Here is a 20,804-nt window from a genome sequence, read left to right as displayed (position 1 = left end):
GGATCAGCCCGCAGTCGCGGACGGCGTCTGCTCGCCGGGAGATTCTCGACGCCGGAGCGCCGTCGGGCTCGGCGGCGCGAACAGCCACGCCGCTCGTGTGTTCCGGATCCGGTCGTAGACGATGACGGAGACCGCGATGCAGGCCGCGGAGATCAGGGGGACGACGAGCGGTGCGAACGGATCGGCCGGGCTCGGCGGCGGGCCCAGGCGCTGCACCACGAGCACGAGGATCACGATCAGCATCGGGTGGATCAGGTAGATCGGCAGCGTCCGCGCCGAGAGATATCTCGACGCCCGTCGAATGGCGTCGAAGCGGGCCGCCCAGATCGAGAGGCCGATCAGCGCCGTCACGCCTGCCACCGAGAGCACGAAGCTCAGCGGGGCGCCGAGATCCAGGCTCTCAGCGACCAGGGTGAGACCGGCGAATGCTGCACCACCCCCGCCGAGAAGCAGCAGGGGGTTGACTCGTGAGGTGCGTGAGAGGAGACGGAAGCCGTAGCAGCCGAGCAGATACCAGAACGAGTAGCGCGCGATGCGGGTCGTGCCGTAGACGAGTGCCCAGTGCATCTGGTTGAACACGTGCGCTTCGAGCCAGGGCGCGGCGACAGCCAAGACGAGCGCCACGGCGAGTGCCGCCGCAGCCCACCTCTGCAGCAGCTTCGCCAGGATGAAGAACAACGGCAGCATGAGCAGGAACCAGTACGCGGAATTCGCGAACGGCAAGCTCACGAGCCGGGTCAACGTGTATCCGAAAGGCTTCTCCGGGCGATAGGCGAACCCGGCGACTGCGGCGAACGCCAGCGACCACAGGACGTACGGCCAGAGCAGGGCGACGATGCGCGGCTTCACGACGACTCGCCACGGACGCGCGATGGCGGTGTGGGCGAGGAAGCCGGCCGCGAGGAAGAACAGCGGCATGCGAACCGGAAGGGCAGTCTCGTTGAACTCGGCCCAGAAAGCCGACGACGTTGCCGAGGGGGCTGCGAACACATAGCCCATGCTCGCTCGCACGTGGTAGACGACGACGAGGATGACGGCCAACGCCTTCGCGACGTCGATCCAGTGCACGCGGGAGAGATCCACCGTGTCAGCCGCGCGCGTTCGCCCGCCCATCGTGTTCAGAGCATCCCCTATCGGCGTCGGTGCCCATGAAGGCCGTTCTCATCGTAGAACCTGGTGACAGCTCGAGTGATGATCTCGAGGCCATATTTCCTTCACGGCGGCTCCGGCGCCATGTTCGCGTTCGGACCTCCTGTCCGGCTGCTGGAAAAGACCAGGGAGGCAGCCGTGGATCGCACACGTCTGCTGAACACCAAGGCATCTTTCGTCGTGGTCGCCGCGGGCGTCATCGGAAGCGCGAGTTCGGTTGGAGTGCATGGCGCCGATTCAGGTTTGATCTCGCTCTTTCCCGTCGCCCTCGCGTTCTAGACCGTGCTCGCGGCGACGATCACCCTCTGGCCGCGCCGCTTGCAGGTTGGCGGTGGCCGCGAGATGGTCTCCGAGTGGCGTGTCAGCGAACTCACGGACGAGAGCCTCGAAGACCACATCCTCGAAGTCAAAGCCTCGGAGATCGAGAGCAGGGGCGCACAGTACATGACGGGCGCTAGATGGACGCGGGCCGCATTCGTAATGTTGTTGCTGAGCCTTATCTCCGTCGTCGCAGTTGCGACCCTGGACGCGCCTCCCGGCGCGAGCCCTGCTCCTGCCGTCAGCCCAAGCCCAACCCCCTAGTGCGGACCCAATGGCATCTAAGCCTTCATCAAAGCCGAAGCCCCAGGACCCCAAGCCCGGATCTTCGCGCCCGAATGTCAACAACGTGATGTTGCATCTGTCGCATTCCGACGAAGCCGAAAAGAAGAGCAAGAGACGCCTCCCGTCGAAATGGGCAAGCAAAAGCCGACGCCACCGCGAAACTCAACGTGGAGAAGGTGCTCAACCGGATCGATGAGGAGAAGCACGCGAAGCCGGGGGATCCACCGCCGCTTCATGGCGGACGCGATCGATTCGGCTACCTAGACTCAGCGCCGAGTTCACTGCGCGGGGACTTGCAGAACCCGACGCAGCTGAGGTCCACCGGGCTCAAGGCGATACGAGATGACCACGTTGGCAGGTCCCGAGAGGGTGTAACGCGACACGAGTGCGAACTCCTTCGCCTGGCCGGGCGACAGCGACGCCGGGTCTAGCACGACCACCTGAAGCCGCCGCTTATCGAGATCGGTCAAGCCCTCGATGTCGACCATGTAGGCGATGTCTGGTCCCTGGTTGATTAGAAGCCAGGTCTCACCACCCTTGTGATTTATCTGAAAGTCAACTCTTCCACTTTCGCGGTCGGCGAGGATGCTTTGAGGACGGTTGGGATCGTCGAGTGCCGCGACCATGGTGGCGCGCTGCTGCGCGTCCGTGGACCGCCTATTCGAGGCGAGAGTGAGGTACCCGAAGAGTGCGGCAACCACGACTGCCGCGACAGCCGAGCCCGAGCCGACCCACTGCGCCCAAAGGGAAGCTGCCTCGTACTCAGTCATGCGCTTACGCTAGCGGTTCTGCCACACTCAAGAGCGTGGACGACCTGGAGCGGCAGCGAAACCTGAGAGTGGAGCGAGACGCGCTCGCTTTCGACACCCCGAACTGTCCGGCCTGCCTGCTCAGTTTGCAACCCGCGCAGGACGGCGACGCGGTTGTTTGGCAATGCACGGAATGCGGAGAGTCGAAGCAATGACCGAAGAGAACGCCATCGACCCCTCAGTCGAAGATGATGAGAGCGACGAGTTTCAGGAAGTTCCGGTTGCCGCGCTGGCCGCATACTTGGATGAGCGCGGCATCGCAAACCGAGTTGAGAAACCGAATGGAGAGACGGGAGGCTCGGTCTCCTTCTCACTCCCCGCAGGCCGAGAAGTGCGTGAAGTTACTGTGCTCTACTTCGTCGCCAAGGCGGTGCGAGAAGCGGACGTGGCGAAGTGGCGTTTCTCGGATAAGTACAATGCGATCTTCAATACGGAGACCGGTGAGACAGAGGTGTTGGTGACCGCGCCCCGCGTCCAGGGGAAGGTGGTACCGATTTGGGACTTGCCGGGTGCCGTGAAAGGCCCGGAGTTCAGCACGCATAAAGACGAACCCATCGACTCTCGGCGGTACTCGAAGGTCGTGAGTTCTTGGTTGCGGATTTTCGACATCGAGGTCGACTGGTCTTTGAGCGTTGAGAACCAAGATTGCAGCCTAGAGCTAGCCCCAGAGTCGGATCTTCTGTTCGGGCTCGGACACTTCCTGCAAGACTCGCCACTGTCTATTAGAGTCCGGCATCGCGAGGGGGCGACTGGCCCCTCTGCGGACGCGCTGATCGACGGACCGGTCCGCGACTTCCTAACAGAGCTCGACTTCACACACGGCGTGAGTATTGAAGTCGTCGAACTCGGGGGACGGATTGCATCGGTCCCGGTTGATCTCGAAGGCCCTCCAGTGGCATTCCCGCGTAACCGCTACGACGACGAGCCGAAGACGCTCTACTGGTACGGGAACGGTGCGAACGAGTTGCCCCTCGTGCAGTTCCTGGCGTACTACCAGGTGCTTGAGTTCTACTTCCCGCAATTCAACCGCGAAGCAGTCATCCATCGACTTCGGACGAAGCTCAAAGATCCGAGCTTTGACATCAGTGACAGCGCACACCTAGACCGCCTAATCAGTGCCACCGCGGAGGCTCACTACGGCATCCGGAACGAATTGGATCAGCTGCGGGCGACTCTAAGGACATGCGTCGATGATGACGATCTGCGGGCCTACATCGAAGCGGAAGATCAAAAGGACCACTTCACTCGCAGTAAGCAGTCGATGAAGGGCGTTCAGCGGGTGAATCTAAAGCAAGACCTTCATGAGCAGCTCGCGACCCGTATCTACCAGATCCGAAATCGCATCGTGCATACGAAAGATCTCGACGAAGGATCCGGACTTGAGCTACTTCTCCCGACTAGCGATGAGACTCGGACGATGGGGCCCGAGATCATGCTGGTTAGGTGGCTAGCGCAGCGCGCGATGATCCACGGGTCGAAGCCATACGCCACTTAGAATTCTTTCTCACCTGGTAAAACAGCCACGAGGCACGTTCCTAGGGTGGTGTAGGCGCCCCCAAGGGCTAGAGCATCTGGGCGTCGTCATGTCTGACTCGATCACGACTCTTCGTCCTTCTCCACAGATTGTGTGGTCCCCCTTGCTGGTAAAAAATGGCCCCGCCGGGCAGCCGGTACAGCCCAGGGGCGACTCACCGGTCGCTGGCTTGGTCTGGGCGGTGAGCACTCCCGCCTAGCGCACGCCTTATCCCATGAAGGAGGAAGATCCGACTTACCTCGGATCGATGCAATGCGTCCCTTCCCAGCGGTTGCGGGTTCGGGTATGGGGTGCGTTTTGTCGTTTCTACCCCTTTCGAGGGAGTGCACGGCGCAACTTCACCGACCACATATAAGGAAGCGCAACCGCTTCCCTCCGAAGAGTTGGCGCGCCTGCTGTCCCGGATGTCCGCACCGCTTGCTGACGTACCCGAGGAGGTGAGGTCGGCATGGGCGCTATCCATCCTCCACACCGCCTGCGTCGTTGCCTACCGGGCAAGCCTGACGCTGCGACGGGATTCCGGCTTACCGTGTGCGGGGCGGCGGGCCTGTCCGGACTCATCCTCGCGGTGGCCCTCGTCCAGGCGGTGATCCGCTGATGGTTCGCCTCCCACCTGAGATAGCACGGTTTGTCGGTGACGACTCGGCCCCGGATGTTCTCGCTTCCGCAGCCCGATCGGCAAGGAGGGGTGACCTATTTCCGCTTCGGGCCAGTAACAAGACGCCCACAATCGCAAACCCTCACCCAAAAACTTCGAAGGAGCGCGGCGAGTGCACCGGCCAGCTCGGTCACGGAGTGCACGACGCCAGCCGGAACCCCGACAAGGTCCGGCGGATTTTTGGCGGACGCCCAGACGCGAACATAGGCGGTACGACGACTGACTGCCTCGTGGTCGATCTCGACCTGAACCACCGGGGCGCTGTGGTTGACGAGCTTCCGCCCACCAGTGTTCACAAGATTGGACGTGGCAACCGCTCTCCTCGGAGCGGGCGGCGCCCTACGCCAGCGCATCCGCTATGCATAGACTTTGCAGTGTCGCTGGGGCAGGTGGTCCTGTCGAGTACGAGAGCGGGCTCCTGTGGCTGTACGAAGATCATCGCGCCGCGATCGACAAGTGGGTTCGGGAGGATGCATTCCGGCACTTCTTGATCGCTCCGGATGACGTAGACGAAGCGCCGTGAGCGTCGATCCGGCCTGACAGACTTTCGCGTGCGCTAGGCCGTACCGCGCTTCTCGACCCTAGGAATGAGATGACTAGATAGTCTCATCTCATGCCTGGGGATCGTCGAGAGCAAGTGTTCGTCAGTTCTACATACCTTGACCTCCGAGACGAACGTCAGTCTGTGATTCAGGCGCTCCTCATAGCAGGTTGCATTCCGGCTGGGATGGAGCTATTCCCGGCGGGCAACGACGAGAAGTGGCGACTGATCCAGCGGGTGATCAACGAATGCGACTACTACGTCCTCGTGATCGGCGGCAAGTACGGTTCGCTCGACCCCACGACGGAACTCAGTTACACCGAGATGGAGTTCGACTACGCGGAATCGATTGGCAAGCCGATCATGGCCTTCCTTCATGGCGAGCCGGGGAAGCTCACGGGCGATCAGATCGAGCTTGACAAGGAACGTCGCGAGAAGCTCGACGCGTTCCGTGAGAAGGTCGAGGCCGCTCGGGTGGTGAAGTACTGGAACACTCCCGCCGAGCTTCCCGGGCACGTTGCGCTGGCTTTGATGGAAACGCGGGAACACTATCCTGCAGAGGGATGGGTGAGAGCCAGCCAGGCGATGACACCAGAGCAGAAGACGGAGATTGCCGAGCTTCGCGCTCGCGTGGCGGAACTCACACAAGAATCGCAGACCTCGACCTCTGCACGTCTGGAGGGCAGTCAGGACCTTGCCCAGGGCGAGGACATTTATAGGGTGGCCACGCTGTTCACTGGCTACCGCAAGAATCAGGTGGATGAGGATGGCGATCCCGACTGGCGCGAGAGCCCGATTCGCTGGGCACCCAAGCTATCCGCAACCTGGAACCACCTGCTGCAGGTGGTAGGCCCGGCGCTCCTGCACGAAGCAAGCGAACCTGAACTAGTCAAGGTTCTCAATGCCTGGGTAAATACGCGGGCGAAGGAAGCCGAGGAGGCCTTCGCAGGTCGACTGGGGAAACGCGTCTCGCTCCTTGAAGTGCAGAAGGAGGTCGTAGAAGACTTGCTTGTGCAGTTTTTTGCCGTCGGCGTCATAACTCGTGGAACGAAGCGCCGCCCGATCAGCGATCACGGAAAGTACTGGGTTCTGACAAGCCATGGCGAAGACCAGATGATGAAACTCCGTGCGATCCGCAGGACGCCTCCGAAGACCTGAACAATACAGCGATCTAGCAGCCCGACGTCTTGTTGGTGCTGCTGTGCGCCTGCGCCGCAACGCATTGACTCTCGTCGATGCAATCTGGTCGTGCGCAAAGCGCATTGTCGCTCGCGCGCCTCGCGGAGGCGTCTGTCATTCTCCGGCCAGCACTCGGAACTCAATCTCAGCTCCCAGCGAGGAGAACTCGCTGGACTGTTCGACATGCTGGCGTAAAGCGGCGCCAATCCAGAGTGTCTGGCAGTCGAAAGTCGCCTAGTGGAGCTTGCCTGAAGCTGATTGGGTCACCGTGGCACCCGCGGCTGACTGCCGCTTCGGGCTGTTGCTTTGCAGTCAGATACACGGTTCGCACTGAACTGACGATTCAGAAAGCGATCGGGATGGACGACCGGTCGATGGAAACGTTGGTGTAGCCGCGACGAGCGAGCAAAGACGCAGCCACGCGTAAGCCACGCTCGTCACTTGCCGGGCCGTAGCGAACCGCGACAATCGGGAGAGGAGCGGAGTTGCTTGCGAACCAGCGGTGCGAATCGCTCGCCTTAGCAATGGGAACGTACGGGATCAACCGCCCTTCGCGGACTCGATACTCTTCGATGTCTCCGACGTACGCCTTGCTGCACAGCAGTCGGACTTCTCGCTCATCAACGAATGCAGGGTGCTTCATCAGCGCGGCAGCGTGTAACAGATAGCTTCGTGTGGACACAACGTGAGATGGCCACTCCTCCGTTCGCTTCTCCCAGCCCTCCGGTCCGGGCGTGCTTTGGACTGTGTCTTGTAGCACAGCTGTTGCGAGCGCGTACTGAGAAGCTAGGTCGTATCTCACGGCATTCCACTCGGGCATCACGAAGAGCTGTGAGGGTGGTCGGCTCGGATCAAACACCAGTTGGAAACCCGCCTCGTTCGGCGCAGTCTCAGGCGGCGCTTCGAGTGGGTTTAGGGAACCAGGGAGGCGAGGCGCGAGGGAGGATTCAGCGTCGACGCCGATTGCGAAGCCGTCAGCGCCCCCATAACTTCGCCATTGGCTTAGAAGGTCGCCGTCGAGGCTTGCTGAGACCGAAAAGAGACCTTCCGCCGCGAAGTCATCGAAAGCAAACGCAAGCGCGTATTCGACGTAGAGCCTGCAAGCTTCGGGAAGGCCTTCTGTGTTCGCTGCAGCCCACACCTCCTTGATCAGACGTTCCCCGTAACTGACTTCGGAAGCATCGTTCAGTGCGAGAGAAGCTGTTGCCCACAACTGGCCCGAGTTGAGAATTCCGAGCAACCCAGCTGCGTCGGTGTAATGCCACACGGTGCCCTTCGCCCTGTCGGGATCGAAGTGCATTTGCAGGAACTCATGATGCTTGGGATGAGCCTTGCCTGGGCGAAGGAGGACTTCGGCGTCGAGAACTGGGAGGTCCATTTGTCGATGCTATCGACTCCTGACCAATCCGCACGAAGAGACTCCCAGTGGGAGCCAGGGGGCCTCTAGAGGCGTGCGGATCAGTCGGTGATGGGTGCGGAGTACGTGCTCTGGTTCGACAGCTCGTACGCAGAGCCGCTGGCGTTCACGTCGACGTATGCGAGCGTCGCTGCCGAGTCCGCCGTGATGGGGTGCGCAGCCTGGTACGCCTCGGCCACGTCGAACCGCGCTGATTTGCGAGCACGGGTGCCGATTACGGGGGCCATCGACTCGTCTCCGGTGACGTCGTGCTCCACATCGAGGAGCTTGGTGCCCTTAGTCATGTATGCCTACTAGATGTAGGGGATTAGTACTCAAAACATAACAAAATGTCGTCATATGAGTATCTTCCTAATCAAGACGTGATTGCTTGCTTGAAGCGATTAGACGATAGGAGATACGCAATGCTGATTCGATACCGACGTGGACTCGCCCCGCTCATGCTTTTCATCGCTCTGCCTCTTGTCCTTGCGCCGGTCTGTGCTGCTGCCGGAGCCGAGCTCCCTGGCGATGCGCGTCGCGGGTCGCTGCAGACCGCGTCGAGCGGGCCGACCATCACCTCCAACGGGGTAATGCTGACCGGTTGCGAGGGCATCGTTGACGATGCGATGAGGACGGCATCGGCGGAACAGATCTCAGCTGGCAAGCGGCAGCTGTGCACCGGCACCGAGACGATCTCCGAACGGCGGTTCACCCTGGGCGAGGGAGAAGCGACCGCGGTGGCCAGAGAGCTCGGAATGAGTTCGACGGAGGCCGAGTCTTTCGTGTCGAAGGCTGCCGCCGGATCAGTCCATGGCGCGACGTGGAAGCACTCCTACTCCGCTCTACTCGTCGTCGAGATTCATACAGGAACGACCTATTGGGACGGGACCAAAGCCTGGGTCAGCACGTACAGGGGTCTCACTGGAAAGCACTCCTGTCACGTGCCGGGAGGATGGCAGTACGGTGGCACCGTTTCGGGCGTCAAATGCAATCGCCCCGGACCATCGACGAAGGCTGACGCAGTCGAGCGCTTCGATCTGAACGCCCTCATCAAGGGATTCCCCGTGACGCTGAACATCGGTCTTCACTATGCGATCACGAACAAAGGTGTGACTTCGTCGTGGCAGGTGGGCGGGTAGGCGTCAGCGATGAACACGAACCGAGCGAGCGGGAGAGCCGCTCGACGCAATGCCGCTACAACAACGAATTCTGACATTCGGACGTCGTTCGACTGGTTGTATGCGCTCTGGGTCGTGCTCGAGGTTGCGGCGGGATGGCTCTTCTTCGGTGCTCCACTCCTGGTGGCGTTGGCCTCTCGTGGCACCAGGCTGCGTCACTCGCGAAGCAAGCAGATCTCGCTCTGGGTGATCGCCGCGATCGTGTCGCTCTTCGCGCTCGCCCCGTTCCTGGTGATCTGGTTCGGTCTGTCGACCACCCACATCGAGGAGCACCGATTTATCGTGGGCTAGTTCCCGCCGCCCTCGGGCTTCGGTCGCGGCACGAAGCGGGGGATCCATCGCAGGAACCCGAGGGCGCCGACGAGGCCGACCACGCCCATGGCGGCAGCGGCGATGGGCAGCGATGACACGGCGATGATCCCCGAGACGAGAAGAGGCGCCGCGGCGCCACCGGCATCCGTCAGCGTGCGCCACGACCCCAGGAAGGCGGCGGGCTCACGCTTCGGCGCAACGTCCGCACCGAGGGTGAGCAGGATGCCGCTGGAGAGACCGTTGCCCACGCCGAGCATCGCCGCGAACATCCCATACCAGAGCACCGCCGCATCACCATCGTGGGTCACCGACAGGGCGAGGAATCCGACACCCATCAGGACCATGGCCGGCATCGCCGCCCAGAGCCTTCCGAAGCGGTCCATCACCTGCCCGCTGGCGTAGAACAGGGCGAAATCGATCGCACCCGAGACGCCCACCACGAGGGCGATCGTCGATGCGTCGAGCCCGAGCGACAGACCCCACAGCGGCAGCACGACCTGGCGAGCCGAGCGCACGGCCGACAACGACGCCGCCGCCAGCCCGAGTCTGCCAAGTACGGAGCGCTGGCGCCACATCGTGCGGAAGATGCCGGCACGCTCGATGGTCGGGATCGCCCCGCTCACCGCCTCGCCCGAGTCCTCGGCATAGTGCGCGGACGAGGCGCGCGTGATGGCCGGGATCGTCTTCTCCGGGTCGGGGCCGAACAACACCAACAGCACCATGAACACCAGGCACCCGAGGAAGAACCAGATCGCGGCCTCTTCGGTGCCGAAGAGCTGCAGGAGACCTGCGGCGACGAACGGTCCGATGAAGATGCCGAGACGGAAGCTGCCGCCCAGCAACGAGAGCGCGCGGGCACGGAACGCCGGGGGCACGCGAGTGGTCATGAACGCGTGACGGGCCAGGCCGAAGGCCGCGGCGCAGAAGCCCAGCAGGAAGACGGATGCCGTGAGCACCCCGATCGACGGCGCGAAGATCATGCCGGCACCGGCGACCATGGAGATCACGCCCGCGATCACCATCGTGAAGCGCTCGCCGATGCGGGCCACGGCCCACCCCGCCGGCAGATTGCCGCACAGCTGACCCACCACGAGAGCGGAGGCGACCAGCGCGGCGAACGCCACATCGGCACCCATGCGTGCCGCGATCACCGGGATCAGCGGGATCACCGCCCCTTCGCCGAGCGAGAAGAGCACGGTGGGGAGGTACACCATCGGCCCGAACTGTCTCAGGATCGTCGATGCACCGCTCACAGTCCGAGGCTACCCCCGCAACCCACTCGCGCCCGTGACCACAAGGGAAGCGTGCGCTCGGAGCGACGACGCACGCGCGGATTGCATATTGGTTGCGCGGCCCGGATGCAGGATGATGAGCGCGGGGAGCGTGACAGGAGGTAGCTGATGCCGAATCGGCCTTCGCGCCAGCGCGTGTCCGACCCCCGCACCGACCGTCAGGTCGGATGGTTGATCTCGTTGGGGTCGATCCTCGGCGCGATCGGCCAGGCGGCTCCGCTCTTCTTCGCGCAGCAGAACGTCTTCGCGACATGGTGGCAGGCCGCATCGTGGGTGTGTATCGCACTGTTCGTGTCTCTCGCGATCATGGGACGCGTACTGCCGATGCATGCGCTGCGCGTCTTGTGGGCCGCGATCCCGGCAGCCGTGATCACGCTGCAGCTGACGTCTTTCCTCGCGTATTCAGGCCCGCCGGAAGGCGTGGTTCCCTGGGTGTGGATGATCGAGCCGGGATCGGTGACGCTGCTCGTCCTCGTCGTCCGTCCCGTCGCCGCGATCGCTCTCGCGGTCTTCTCCGGACTGTCGGTCGCAATCTCGGCGTGGCTGTTCACCGGCGCAGTCCCCGAGGTGGTCGCCGTGGCTACACCCATTCACATCAGCAACATCGGGTTCGTGGTGCTCTTCATCGGTATCCGCGGACGCGTGGCTCAACTGCGACGGCTGGAGGAGGAGTCCCGTCTCGCGGCAGAACGACAGGCGCTCGAAGAGGCCGAGGCCGAGCGCAACGCAGAACTCCAACGACTCGTGCACGACGAAGTGCTCTCGGTGCTCGCCGCCGCTGCCCTGTTCCGTGGGGAGGCGCCGCGAGAGCTGCAGGACGAGGCGGCTCACGCTCTGCTGGTGCTCCGAGACTCCGTCGACCCTGACGAGTCGGCGACGGAGATGAGCAGCGCGGAGGCCGCCGAGGAGATCCGACTGCGCGCCGCGCGTTTCTCCGCGGTCGAGCTCCTCATCGACGATCGAGGGGGAGTGCTTCCCGCGTGGGTGGTGCGGGCGTTCTCGGCCGCCTCCGCCGAAGCACTGCGAAACGCGCGGCGCCACGCCGAGGCAGAACGGATCATGCTCGACGCCGTGGTCGGGCGGGGACGGATCCGCGTCAGCATCCGAGACGATGGCATCGGCTTCCTGACGGCTGAGGTGCCGTCGGAGCGGCTCGGCGTGCGGGACAGCATCCTCCAGCGCGTCGAGGAGGTCGGAGGGCTCGCCCTCATCGACTCCGCGCCGAGCGCGGGGACGGAGGTGATGCTGTCATGGCCACGGTGATCCCGAGCGGCACCGGTGCGGCAGGTCTCGCGACTCGCGGCGCCCGCTGGGTGATGATCGCGGTGTGGTGCTGTGGAATCGCGCAGGGGGTCGTCCAGGGGCTCTTCTCTCCGCCGGCTCCGGCCTATCTCGCCGCGCTCGCCGTGCTCCTCGTGGGATCGATCATCATCACGCATCGCAGCGACGCACCACTGCAGGGATGGCGGGCGTGGGCAGTTCCGGCGGCGACCCTGGTGGCCACCGCCCTGATGCTGTCGGTCATCGACCACGCCGGTGAGATCTGGGTGGTCTTCTTCGCTTCCTACCTCGTCGCGTTGGAGATCGGACGGGGCAACCCCGCGATCGGCGGAGCAGGACTCGGTGCGCAGATCGCGCTCGTCGTCGGCTGGGGTGTCGCGACGGACCAGCCGAGTGATGGCATCGGCGCGATGATAAGCATCCCGGTCATGGTCGGTATCCTCGGGGTGATCTGGCGACTGACGCTGCGTGCCATGGTCGCGCGTGAACGCGCGCACCGCTCCAAGGCGGCAGAGAGCGTGCGGAGAGGGGCTGCGGCCCGAGCGGCCGCGGAGCAGTACCGCCAGGAGCTCGCGGAGATCACGCGAGAGGTGGAGGGACTGCTGGAGCGGGTGCGCGACGAGAGCCGAATCGACGATGACCTGATCACCGAGCTGACGGCCCGAGAGGGCGTGATCAGGGATCGAATCCGCTCGCCGCGGCTTCATCATCCCGACGTCGCCGATGCGGCGGCGGTGGCGCGGATGCGGGGAGTCCGTGTCGCGATCCTGGCGAGCCAGGCTCCGGGGGCTCCGCAGATCAGCGATCGCAGCGCACGAGAGGTGGCGACGATCCTCGGCGGTGTCGCGGCGGGATCCGTGGTGATCTCGTCGGGCGCGCGCGCCGTGGGCAGGCTCAGCGTCGTCGTAGACACGGGGGAGGACCACCACCGCATCGAGCTCGAGATGCAGTGAGGGCGTCACGAGTACCGGCGGCGCGACGTCCCTCGGCAGGATAGGCTCGGATATCATGCTCGAACTCGATCTCTCCGCCGACATCCAGGCGCTCAGGCACACCTTCGGCGACATCAGTGAGGTCGTCGACGTCTCCCGGCTCCGCGACGAGATCGCGCGCCTCAGCGAAGAGGCGGGCGCCCCCGATCTGTGGGACGACACCGAGAACGCTCAGAAGGTGACCAGCGCGCTGAGCCACCGCCAGTCGGAGCTCGCCCGCATCACCGGCATCGCCCAGCGCCTCGACGACCTCGAAGTGCTGGTCGATCTCGCGAACGAGATGGGCGATGAGGACTCCGCGCAGGAGGCCCGTGCCGAACTCGCGGCGCTCACCGACCTGATCAACCAGCTCGAGGTGCAGACCCTTCTCGACGGCGAGTACGACGAGCGCTCCGCGATCATCACGATCCGCTCCGGTGCGGGCGGCGACGACGCGACCGACTTCGCCGAGATGCTCATGCGCATGTATCTGCGTTGGGCCGAGCGGCACAAGTACCCCGTCAAGGTGATGGACACCTCCTACGCCGAGGGCGCCGGTATCAAGTCGGCCACCTTCGAGATCGACGCCCCGTACGCGTTCGGCACCATCTCGGTCGAGGCCGGCACACACCGCCTCGCACGCATCAGCCCGTTCGGCTCGGCCGACAAGCGTCAGACGTCGTTCGCCGCGGTCGAGGTGATCCCGCTCATGGAGGAGGCCACCGAGGTCGACATCCCCGAGGGTGACATCCGCGTCGACGTGTTCCGCTCGTCCGGCCCCGGTGGACAGTCGGTCAACACCACCGACTCCGCTGTGCGCCTCACGCACCTTCCCACCGGCATCGTCGTGTCGATGCAGAACGAGAAGTCGCAGATCCAGAACCGTGCGGCCGCGATGCGCGTGCTCCAGACGCGCCTCCTCCTGCTTCAGAAGGAGCAGGAAGCAGCCAAGAAGAAGGAGCTCGCGGGCAACATCACCGCGAGCTGGGGCGACCAGATGCGCTCGTACTTCCTCTACGGTCAGCAGCTCGTGAAGGATCTCCGCACCGGACAGGAGTCCGGCAACCCGGCCGCGGTGTTCGACGGCGACCTCGACGACTTCATCTCGGCGGGCATCCGCTGGCGCAAGCGTCCCACCGACGACTGATTCTCGGATCATGACGAAGGCCCCGGAAGCGAGATGCTTCCGGGGCCTTCGTCATGAGGCCGCTGTCACTGCATGAAGCAGGCCGACACCGTCTCAGTGTCGGAGAGGACCTCGGCGAAGCCGTAGGCCGCGTCGACATCGGTGAGGGTGCCGTCGCTCTCCGCGATCGTTCGCAGCGTGTCGTCGTCGAGATCCGACGTCACGAGGAGGTCGGAGAGGCAGCTGATCTGCGCTTCGGTGTAGCCGTCTGCGCCGGTCGCCCCGAAGATCGCGGTGACGCCCTCGGCCACCTCTGCCGTCGTGGGGCGAGGCCCGCCGGCCGCACCATCGTCGGGTGCGTCGGACTCCTCGGTGCCGGTCGACGGTGAGGCGGAGCTGGAGGGACGGTCGATCTCGGTGCTGACGCCCTGGACGGCCGCGAAGAAGTAGAAGACAGAGATCACGATGCCGATGATCGTTCCGACCACCGCCAGCACGAGACCGGTGATGCCCGGCCACTTCTTGCCTTTGAGGAAGAGCGAGATCAGGGAGACCACGAACCCGGCGGCGAGCAGCACGAAGCCGAAGACGCCGACCAGCGGGATGAAGACCAGGATGGTTCCGAGCGCCGACAGGCCGAGTCCGACGATCCCGAGGATGGAGAGCTTCTTCGGCGCCTCAGGTGCCACGGCTGCATACGGTGCGGCTGCCGGGAACCCGGACGGGCTCTGGGCATATGCGCCGGGAGCGGCGGGCGCCGCGCCGGGGTAGCCACCGTACGGCTGCTCCGGAGCTGCAGCCGGGTACGCGGGCGCGGGGTAGCCGTCGCCGAGGGGAGTGGTCGGGGCGGAGGCGCCGGGCGTCGACCAGTCCTGAACCGGAGACTCGACGGGAGCGTCAACCGGAGTCTCGGTGGCCGACGGTTCCTCCGGGATGCGGATCACGGTGTCGTCGAGCGAAGGCTCCTCTGCCACGGCGGGAGCCGTGGTCTCGGGAGCGGTCGTCTCGGGAGCAGAGGTCTCAGGCGCAGCGGTCTCAGGCGCGGTGGTCTCGGGAGCGAAGTGCTCGGTCCACTGCTGGCCGTCCCACCAGCGCTGACGCCCTGATCCGTCGTCGTACCAACCAGCAGGTGTCGTCATGGTGTCCCCCATAGAAGTTCGCGGCCGACGAGGATGGCGCCGGACCTCTTCATGTATAGCAGGGGGGAGTGACGCGCACGGGGCTGTCGGATGGGGAGAGGTACCCATCGTGCGCAGACCGCCTCTGCTTCGCGGGGTGTCGCTCGCGGCCACCCGAGAGCGCGCGCTTAGGCTCGTAGCGCCATGATTCGGTTCGAGAACGTCACGAAACGCTACCGCGGGACGTCGAAGCCCGCCCTGTCCGCCGTCGACTTCGAGGTGCAGCGCGGGGAATTCGTCTTCCTCGTCGGGGCTTCGGGCTCCGGCAAGTCGTCCTGCCTGAGGCTCATCCTGCGAGAGGACGTGCCCACGTCCGGGCGCGTGGCGGTGCTCGGACGCGACCTGCGCTCTCTCGCCAACCGCAAGGTGCCCTACTTCCGGCGGCACATCGGCTCGGTGTTCCAGGACTTCCGTCTGCTCCCGTCCAAGACGGTCTATCAGAACGTCGCCTTCACGCTGCAGGTCACGGGCTCGTCCCGCGGGTTCATCCAGCAGGCCGTTCCGGAGGCGCTCGCACTGGTGGGCCTCGACGGCAAGCAGAAGCGGATGCCGCACGAGCTCTCCGGTGGAGAGCAGCAGCGTGTGGCGATCGCCCGCGCCCTCGTGAACCGTCCGCAGGTGCTGCTCGCCGACGAGCCGACCGGAAATCTCGACCCCGCCACTTCGGTGGACATCATGCAGCTGCTGGCGCGGATCAACGCCGGTGGCACCACTGTGCTGATGGCCACGCACGAGGCGGCGTTCGTCGATCAGATGCAGCGACGTGTGATCGAGCTCCGCGATGGGGAGATGGTGCGAGATGAGGTGCACGGCGGATACGGTGACACCTCGAACATCCCGCGCCTGGTGCCCGAGGAGATCCGCGGTGCCGCTGCGGTGGCCGCGCTCACCGCCGTGCAGGAGGTGCAGCGTCAGACCGCCGACCTCTCGGTGGTCCGTGCTGCCCTGGCAGAGGAGTTGGGTGCGCAGCGTAAGGCCGCGGCGTCCACCCCCTCCGTGACGCAGCCGCCGGTCGCGACGACGACAGCATCCGTTCCGACAGCATCTGTCCCGACAGCTCCCGTTCCGACCGAGACCGCGCCGGACGATATTCTGCCGGCGGTACCGGCGACCGTCGGCCCGCGCACGCATCCGATCGTGCTTCCTCAGGTCGATGTCGCCGAGCTCGGAGTGGCCGACCGTCTGGGGCTCTCCAGCGAAGATGACGAGGAAGTGGGACCGACCTCATGAGAATCGGTCTGATCCTCGGCGAGGCCCTCGGCGGCCTGCGTCGCAACATCTCCATGGTGATCTCCGTCGTGCTCGTCACGTTCGTCTCGCTCACCTTCGTCGGCGCTGCGATCCTGATGCAGGGGCAGATCGGTGTGATGCGCGGGTATTGGGCTGAACGCGCCCAGGTGGCCGTGTACATGTGCTCCGACGTCTCGGAGTCGGACACCTGCGTCGACGGCGCCGCGAGCGAGGAGCAGGTCGACGCGGTGCGCGCGCAGCTCGAGGGCGATGCCCTGGCGCCGCTCATCAGCTCGATGACCTTCGACTCGAAGGAAGACACCTACGCGAAGCTCGTCGAGCAGTTGGGCGCCGATCAGGCCAGTGTGCTGACGCCGGATCAGGCGTTCGAGGTGTTCTTCGTCACGATGAAGGATCCCGGTCAATCCCAGGTGCTCGCCGAGGCGTTCAGCGGTCAGGCCGGCGTGGAGCAGGTCAAGGATCAGCTTCAGTACCTCGAACCGTTGTTCTCGGCGCTCACCGTCGCGACCTACATCGCCGTCGGCATCGCGGTGCTCATGCTGATCGCGGCCACCCTCCTGATCGCGACCACGATCCGATTGTCGGCCTATGCGCGGCGCAAGGAGATCGGCATCATGCGGCTGGTCGGAGCGTCGAACAGGTTCATCCAGACCCCGTTCGTGCTGGAGGGCGTCTTCGCGGCGTTCCTGGGGTCTGCCCTCGCGAGCGCCGCTGTGGTCGCCGGGGTGCACTTCGGCGTCAACGGCTATCTGCGTGGACGCGTGCCGTTCATCACCACGTGGGTGACGATGCAGGATGCGACGCTGGTGGTTCCGGTGCTCATCGGCATCGGCGTGCTGCTCGCCGCGCTCTCTGCCGGCTTCGCGATCCGTCGCTGGCTTCGCACCTGATCTCCGTCGGTATAGACTGAAAGGCTGCTCGGCCGGGTCTGGTCGAGCTCATCGACACACAGGAGAGCATCATGCCCAGGGAACGCGGGGAGAAGGTCATCGCGACCAATCGTCGCGCACGTCACGACTACAACATCGAGAAGTCGTACGAGGCGGGGATGGTGCTCACCGGCACTGAGGTCAAGTCGCTGCGTCAGGGGCGTGCCAACCTCAGTGACGGGTACGCGTTCGTCAAGGGCAATGAGGTATTCCTCGACTCGGTGCACATCCCGGAGTATTCGCAGGGGCACTGGACGAACCACTCGGCCAAGCGCATCCGCAAGCTGCTGCTGCACCGGGAAGAGATCGCGAAGATCGCCCATGCGGTGTCGGCGGGCGGGTACACGCTCATCCCGCTGAAGCTGTACTTCTCCGACGGTCGTGCCAAGGTCGAGATCGCTCTGGCGAAGGGCAAGCGCGAGTACGACAAGCGTCAGACTCTGCGCGAGCGCCAGGACACCCGCGAGGCCGATCGGGCCATGCGACTGCGCAATCGCGTGGGCGAATAGTCCCGATCGTCAGAGCTGCGGGTCGAAGCCGAACACGCGTCCGAGGAAGCGGAGTTCTCGTTCGAGCGCATCGGTGATCGTCTCCGCACGACGGAACCCGTGCCCCTCGCCCGGATACAGGACGTACTCATGATCGATGCCGCGCGCGGCCAGCGCATCGCGGATGGCCTCGGACTGCGAGGGTGGCACGACTCTGTCGTCTTCGCCCTGGAGCAGCAGCACGGGCACATCGATGCGGTCGACCGCTGACAGGGGTGAACGCGCGATGTACAGCGCCTCCGCAGCAGGAAGCGGCCCGACCAGACTCTCGACGTAGTGCGCCTCGAAGTCGTGCGTGTCTTCGACCAGCATCCGCAGGTCGGCGACACCGTAGCGGCTGATGCCCGCTGCGAACGTGTCGCCGTGCACCAGCGCGGACAGCACGGTCCACCCACCGGCTGATCCGCCGCGGATGGCGATCCGCGCGGGGTCGGCCAGACCGACACGGGCCAGGCCGCGGGCTGCGGCGATCACGTCGTCGACATCGACCACGCCCCACTGGCCGTGGAGCCGCTCGCGGTACGCGCGTCCGTAGCCCGTGGAGCCGCCGTAGTTCACATCGAGCACGCCGATGCCGCGGCTCGTGTAGAACGCGATCGCAGCCGATGCCGCTCCCGTCACGTGCGCGGTGGGGCCTCCGTGCACGAGCACGATGTACGGAGGGCGCTCATCGACGGCCGCAGTGACGGTCGGGTTCGCGGGCGGGTACACGAAGGCATGCACGGGGCCGTGTTCGCCGTCGACCTGGATCTGTCGCGCGGGCGGCATCCACTGGGCATCCACGGCCTCGCCGCCCCGGAGCGCCGTGACCTCACCGGAATCGACATCCACGCACCACAGGCCCGCGCTGACGGTCGCGCCGTTTCCCGAGAGGAGAACCCGGCTGCCGTGGCTGTCGTCCACGCTCACGTGTCCGTCGCAGGGCACGTCGAGTCGCCGTACGCCGGCGACGGGATCGATCAGAACGATCTCGTCGCGCCCGTTGGTCCGGGCGGCCACGATTCGGCCGTCATCGAGCGGCTGGAACCAGCGATTGCCGAGTACCCAGAGCCCGTAGCCGATGTCGGCGTCGTCCGGCCCGATCGTCTCGGCGTCGGCCGACGGTGTCACGCCGTGCAGCCGGAGGCGATGCAGTGTCCAGCGCCCGGAGGGATCGTCGGAGAACAGGATCTCGTCGTCGCCGATCCACTCGGGTTGCAGCGCCGCGCGGGTGCGAACCGTCGTGGACGCTCCGCTCTGCACGTCCATGATGCGCAGCACCGCACGATCCCACGGCATGTCGGTGTCGCTCCACTCGACCCACGCGATCCTCGTACCGTCGGGGGAGAGGGTGGGGTGGGCGAAGAACGCGGAGCTTTCCGCGAAGACCTGGATGGCCCCCGGATCGTCAGCGGCCGAGCCGTCGGTGGGGATGCCGATGACCGCTCGCCGGTGCGGCGCCGGGGTGAGATCCTCCCGCACCGCGAGCAGCCTGCCGTTCTGCCAGCGAAGCCCCCCGTGCGCGGCACCGGCCGGCGTCAGCGGCGACGGCGTGCCGTGAGGCTCGAGCCGCTGCACGCGTTGGTCCGTGGCGTCGACGAAGTACAGCACGCCGCCGGCGTCGACGGTCCACGCGCCGCCACCGTATTCGTGCACCCTCGAGCGCGCACTCCAGGGCGCCGGAAGGATCTCGGCGCCCGTCGACGAGCGGACCGTGACACGCCCCGCTTCGGCCGGCACCGATTCGCCCCACCAGATCTCGTCGCCGACGAACCGTGCGCCGTCGATCCGCGGAGAGGCGGCGGCGACTCCGGCAGTCGAGAAGGGAGAGGGCCAGGAGCCGTGGCGCGACGTCATACCTCGAGCCTATGCGCGCTCCGGCGCGCGGTGTCACACGGGGACGGTGATGTCAGCGCACGGGGATGAGGCGGGGGAGCACCCGCACGAGGGCGACCATCACGAACAGCTCGACGAGCGTCTGGGTGACGACGACCAGGGGTGCCAGCTCCAGCGGGGCGGGAAGAGCGAGCGCGAGAGGGAGCACGACCAGCGAGTTCCTGGTGACCCCGCTGAAGGTGAGGGCGCGGGCCTCCGCTGCAGCGAGACCGGCGAACCGCCCTGCAAGAAGACCGAGGACGACCAGGATCACGGCAAAGGCCAGATAGATCGGCACGAGCACGATCAGCGTTCCCAGTCGTTCGGCGACGCCGCGCATCTGAGAGGCGACGACGATCGCCAGCGTCGCCATCATCAGCGGGACCATGGTCGCGCCCATCCCACGCTGCACCACTGCGGCAGAGGGGGCCACTCGCACGAGCAGCTGCACGAGCACCGCCGCGGCCAGCGGCAGCACGATCAGCACGAGGAACGCCCGCACGAACGGCAGCGGATCGATCAGGGACAACGTGCCACCGTCGACGAAGAGGGCGAGATACACGGGCAGGAGCACGATCTGCGCGAGCATGAGCAGCGGGGCCGCGGCGAGAAGCTTGGCCGACGCGCCCCCGGCCAGCCCGGCGAACACGATGACGTAGTCGATGCAGGGGGTGAGCAGCACCAGCAGCACGCCGATCAGCAGGGCGTCATCGGCGGCGATGAAACGGGTCAGTCCGAAGACCACGGCGGGGACGACGAGGAAGTTGAGGATGCCGACCGCGATCAGGAAGCGGACGTCGCGAAATGCGTCGCCGAGGGCGTGGAACGGTACCCCCAGGAAGGTCACGAACAGCAGCAGGCCCAGCACCGGCTCGATCGCCGGCTCCAGGTGCGAGCTGCCGGGAAGGGCCCATCCGACGACGGCGGCGACCCCGAGCGCTCCCAGATACAGCGCGATCTGGTGTCGTTCGAGCCAGGGGGCGGGAGTGGTCTCAGCCATCACCCTCACTGT

18 protein-coding genes are annotated in these 20,804 nt (G+C 65.3%); 10 read left to right on the top strand and 8 right to left on the bottom strand.

Going from position 1 to position 20,804, the window contains the following annotated elements:
- Positions 1 to 3: 3 nt before the first annotated feature.
- Both P0Y60_13290 and P0Y60_13285 read right to left on the bottom strand, forming a co-directional pair.
- Positions 4 to 1,083 (bottom strand): acyltransferase, encoded by a 1,080-nt coding sequence (locus P0Y60_13290; protein WEK60285.1) that lies wholly within the window; start codon positions 1,081 to 1,083, stop codon positions 4 to 6.
- 947 nt (positions 1,084 to 2,030) lie between these two features.
- Positions 2,031 to 2,522, bottom strand: coding sequence for a hypothetical protein (locus P0Y60_13285; GenBank protein WEK60284.1), 492 nt, complete (start codon positions 2,520 to 2,522; stop codon positions 2,031 to 2,033).
- A 190-nt stretch (positions 2,523 to 2,712) separates the two neighbouring features.
- Between P0Y60_13285 and P0Y60_13280 the strand changes: the two genes are divergently transcribed.
- Positions 2,713 to 4,056: a hypothetical protein gene (locus P0Y60_13280; GenBank protein WEK60283.1), complete on the top strand. Its 1,344-nt coding sequence runs from the start codon at positions 2,713 to 2,715 to the stop codon at positions 4,054 to 4,056.
- A 1,310-nt stretch (positions 4,057 to 5,366) separates the two neighbouring features.
- Positions 5,367 to 6,452 carry a DUF4062 domain-containing protein gene (locus P0Y60_13275; protein ID WEK60282.1) on the top strand — a complete coding sequence of 362 codons (1,086 nt, stop codon included), beginning with the start codon at positions 5,367 to 5,369 and terminating at the stop codon, positions 6,450 to 6,452.
- 364 nt (positions 6,453 to 6,816) lie between these two features.
- Here the strand turns inward: P0Y60_13275 and P0Y60_13270 are convergent, their stop codons facing one another.
- Positions 6,817 to 7,851: a hypothetical protein gene (locus P0Y60_13270; protein ID WEK60281.1), complete on the bottom strand. Its 1,035-nt coding sequence runs from the start codon at positions 7,849 to 7,851 to the stop codon at positions 6,817 to 6,819.
- A gap of 80 nt (positions 7,852 to 7,931) precedes the next feature.
- The gene (locus P0Y60_13265) at positions 7,932 to 8,174 is read right to left on the bottom strand and encodes a hypothetical protein (protein ID WEK60280.1); all 243 of its coding nucleotides are present in this window, start codon (positions 8,172 to 8,174) and stop codon (positions 7,932 to 7,934) included.
- A gap of 120 nt (positions 8,175 to 8,294) precedes the next feature.
- Between P0Y60_13265 and P0Y60_13260 the strand changes: the two genes are divergently transcribed.
- Together P0Y60_13260 and P0Y60_13255 are read left to right on the top strand one after the other, a co-directional pair.
- Positions 8,295 to 9,011, top strand: a complete 717-nt coding sequence (locus P0Y60_13260; protein ID WEK60279.1) for a hypothetical protein — start codon at positions 8,295 to 8,297, stop codon at positions 9,009 to 9,011.
- 9 nt (positions 9,012 to 9,020) lie between these two features.
- Positions 9,021 to 9,341 carry a hypothetical protein gene (locus P0Y60_13255; protein ID WEK60278.1) on the top strand — a complete coding sequence of 107 codons (321 nt, stop codon included), beginning with the start codon at positions 9,021 to 9,023 and terminating at the stop codon, positions 9,339 to 9,341.
- Here the strand turns inward: P0Y60_13255 and P0Y60_13250 are convergent.
- Positions 9,338 to 10,576 (bottom strand): MFS transporter, encoded by a 1,239-nt coding sequence (locus P0Y60_13250; GenBank protein WEK62923.1) that lies wholly within the window; start codon positions 10,574 to 10,576, stop codon positions 9,338 to 9,340. The genes P0Y60_13255 and P0Y60_13250 overlap by 4 nt on opposite strands.
- 186 nt (positions 10,577 to 10,762) lie before the next feature.
- On the opposite strand from P0Y60_13250, the gene P0Y60_13245 reads away from it, so the two are divergent.
- Genes P0Y60_13245 through prfB form a run of 3 tightly spaced genes read left to right on the top strand, consistent with a single transcriptional unit; the run spans position 10,763 to position 14,053 of the window.
- Positions 10,763 to 11,917 carry a hypothetical protein gene (locus tag P0Y60_13245; protein WEK60277.1) on the top strand — a complete coding sequence of 385 codons (1,155 nt, stop codon included), beginning with the start codon at positions 10,763 to 10,765 and terminating at the stop codon, positions 11,915 to 11,917.
- Positions 11,905 to 12,888 (top strand): hypothetical protein, encoded by a 984-nt coding sequence (locus P0Y60_13240; protein ID WEK60276.1) that lies wholly within the window; start codon positions 11,905 to 11,907, stop codon positions 12,886 to 12,888. The genes P0Y60_13245 and P0Y60_13240 overlap by 13 nt, the downstream gene beginning before the upstream one ends.
- 55 nt (positions 12,889 to 12,943) lie before the next feature.
- Positions 12,944 to 14,053, top strand: a complete 1,110-nt coding sequence (prfB, locus tag P0Y60_13235) for a peptide chain release factor 2 (GenBank protein ID WEK60275.1) — start codon at positions 12,944 to 12,946, stop codon at positions 14,051 to 14,053.
- Between the two features lie 65 nt (positions 14,054 to 14,118).
- Here the strand turns inward: prfB and P0Y60_13230 are convergent, their stop codons facing one another.
- Positions 14,119 to 15,171, bottom strand: coding sequence for a DUF2510 domain-containing protein (locus P0Y60_13230; GenBank protein ID WEK60274.1), 1,053 nt, complete (start codon positions 15,169 to 15,171; stop codon positions 14,119 to 14,121).
- Between the two features lie 183 nt (positions 15,172 to 15,354).
- Here P0Y60_13230 and ftsE point away from each other — a divergent pair, with 183 nt between their 5' ends.
- The 3 genes from ftsE (at position 15,355) to smpB (ending at position 17,899) form a co-directional block, all read left to right on the top strand.
- The gene (gene ftsE, locus P0Y60_13225; GenBank protein WEK60273.1) at positions 15,355 to 16,440 is read left to right on the top strand and encodes a cell division ATP-binding protein FtsE; all 1,086 of its coding nucleotides are present in this window, start codon (positions 15,355 to 15,357) and stop codon (positions 16,438 to 16,440) included.
- Complete coding sequence (ftsX, locus tag P0Y60_13220; protein WEK60272.1) at positions 16,437 to 17,351, top strand: permease-like cell division protein FtsX; 915 nt, start codon at positions 16,437 to 16,439, stop codon at positions 17,349 to 17,351. The genes ftsE and ftsX overlap by 4 nt, the downstream gene beginning before the upstream one ends.
- A 71-nt stretch (positions 17,352 to 17,422) precedes the next feature.
- Positions 17,423 to 17,899 carry an SsrA-binding protein SmpB gene (gene smpB / locus P0Y60_13215; GenBank protein ID WEK60271.1) on the top strand — a complete coding sequence of 159 codons (477 nt, stop codon included), beginning with the start codon at positions 17,423 to 17,425 and terminating at the stop codon, positions 17,897 to 17,899.
- Between the two features lie 9 nt (positions 17,900 to 17,908).
- Here smpB and P0Y60_13210 read toward each other — a convergent pair whose 3' ends face one another.
- Positions 17,909 to 19,774 (bottom strand): prolyl oligopeptidase family serine peptidase, encoded by a 1,866-nt coding sequence (locus tag P0Y60_13210; GenBank protein WEK60270.1) that lies wholly within the window; start codon positions 19,772 to 19,774, stop codon positions 17,909 to 17,911.
- 52 nt (positions 19,775 to 19,826) lie between these two features.
- Entirely contained in the window at positions 19,827 to 20,792 is a 966-nt protein-coding gene (locus P0Y60_13205; protein WEK60269.1) for a bile acid:sodium symporter, read from the bottom strand.
- Between the last annotated feature and the right edge of the window lie 12 nt (positions 20,793 to 20,804).

Origin of the sequence: Candidatus Microbacterium colombiense, from assembly GCA_029203165.1 — a bacterium.
GTDB classification, from domain to species: Bacteria; Actinomycetota; Actinomycetes; order Actinomycetales; family Microbacteriaceae; genus Microbacterium; species Microbacterium colombiense.
The sequence above is the reverse complement of the archived record's forward strand: the minus strand, read 5'-3'. Positions and strand labels throughout refer to the sequence as shown.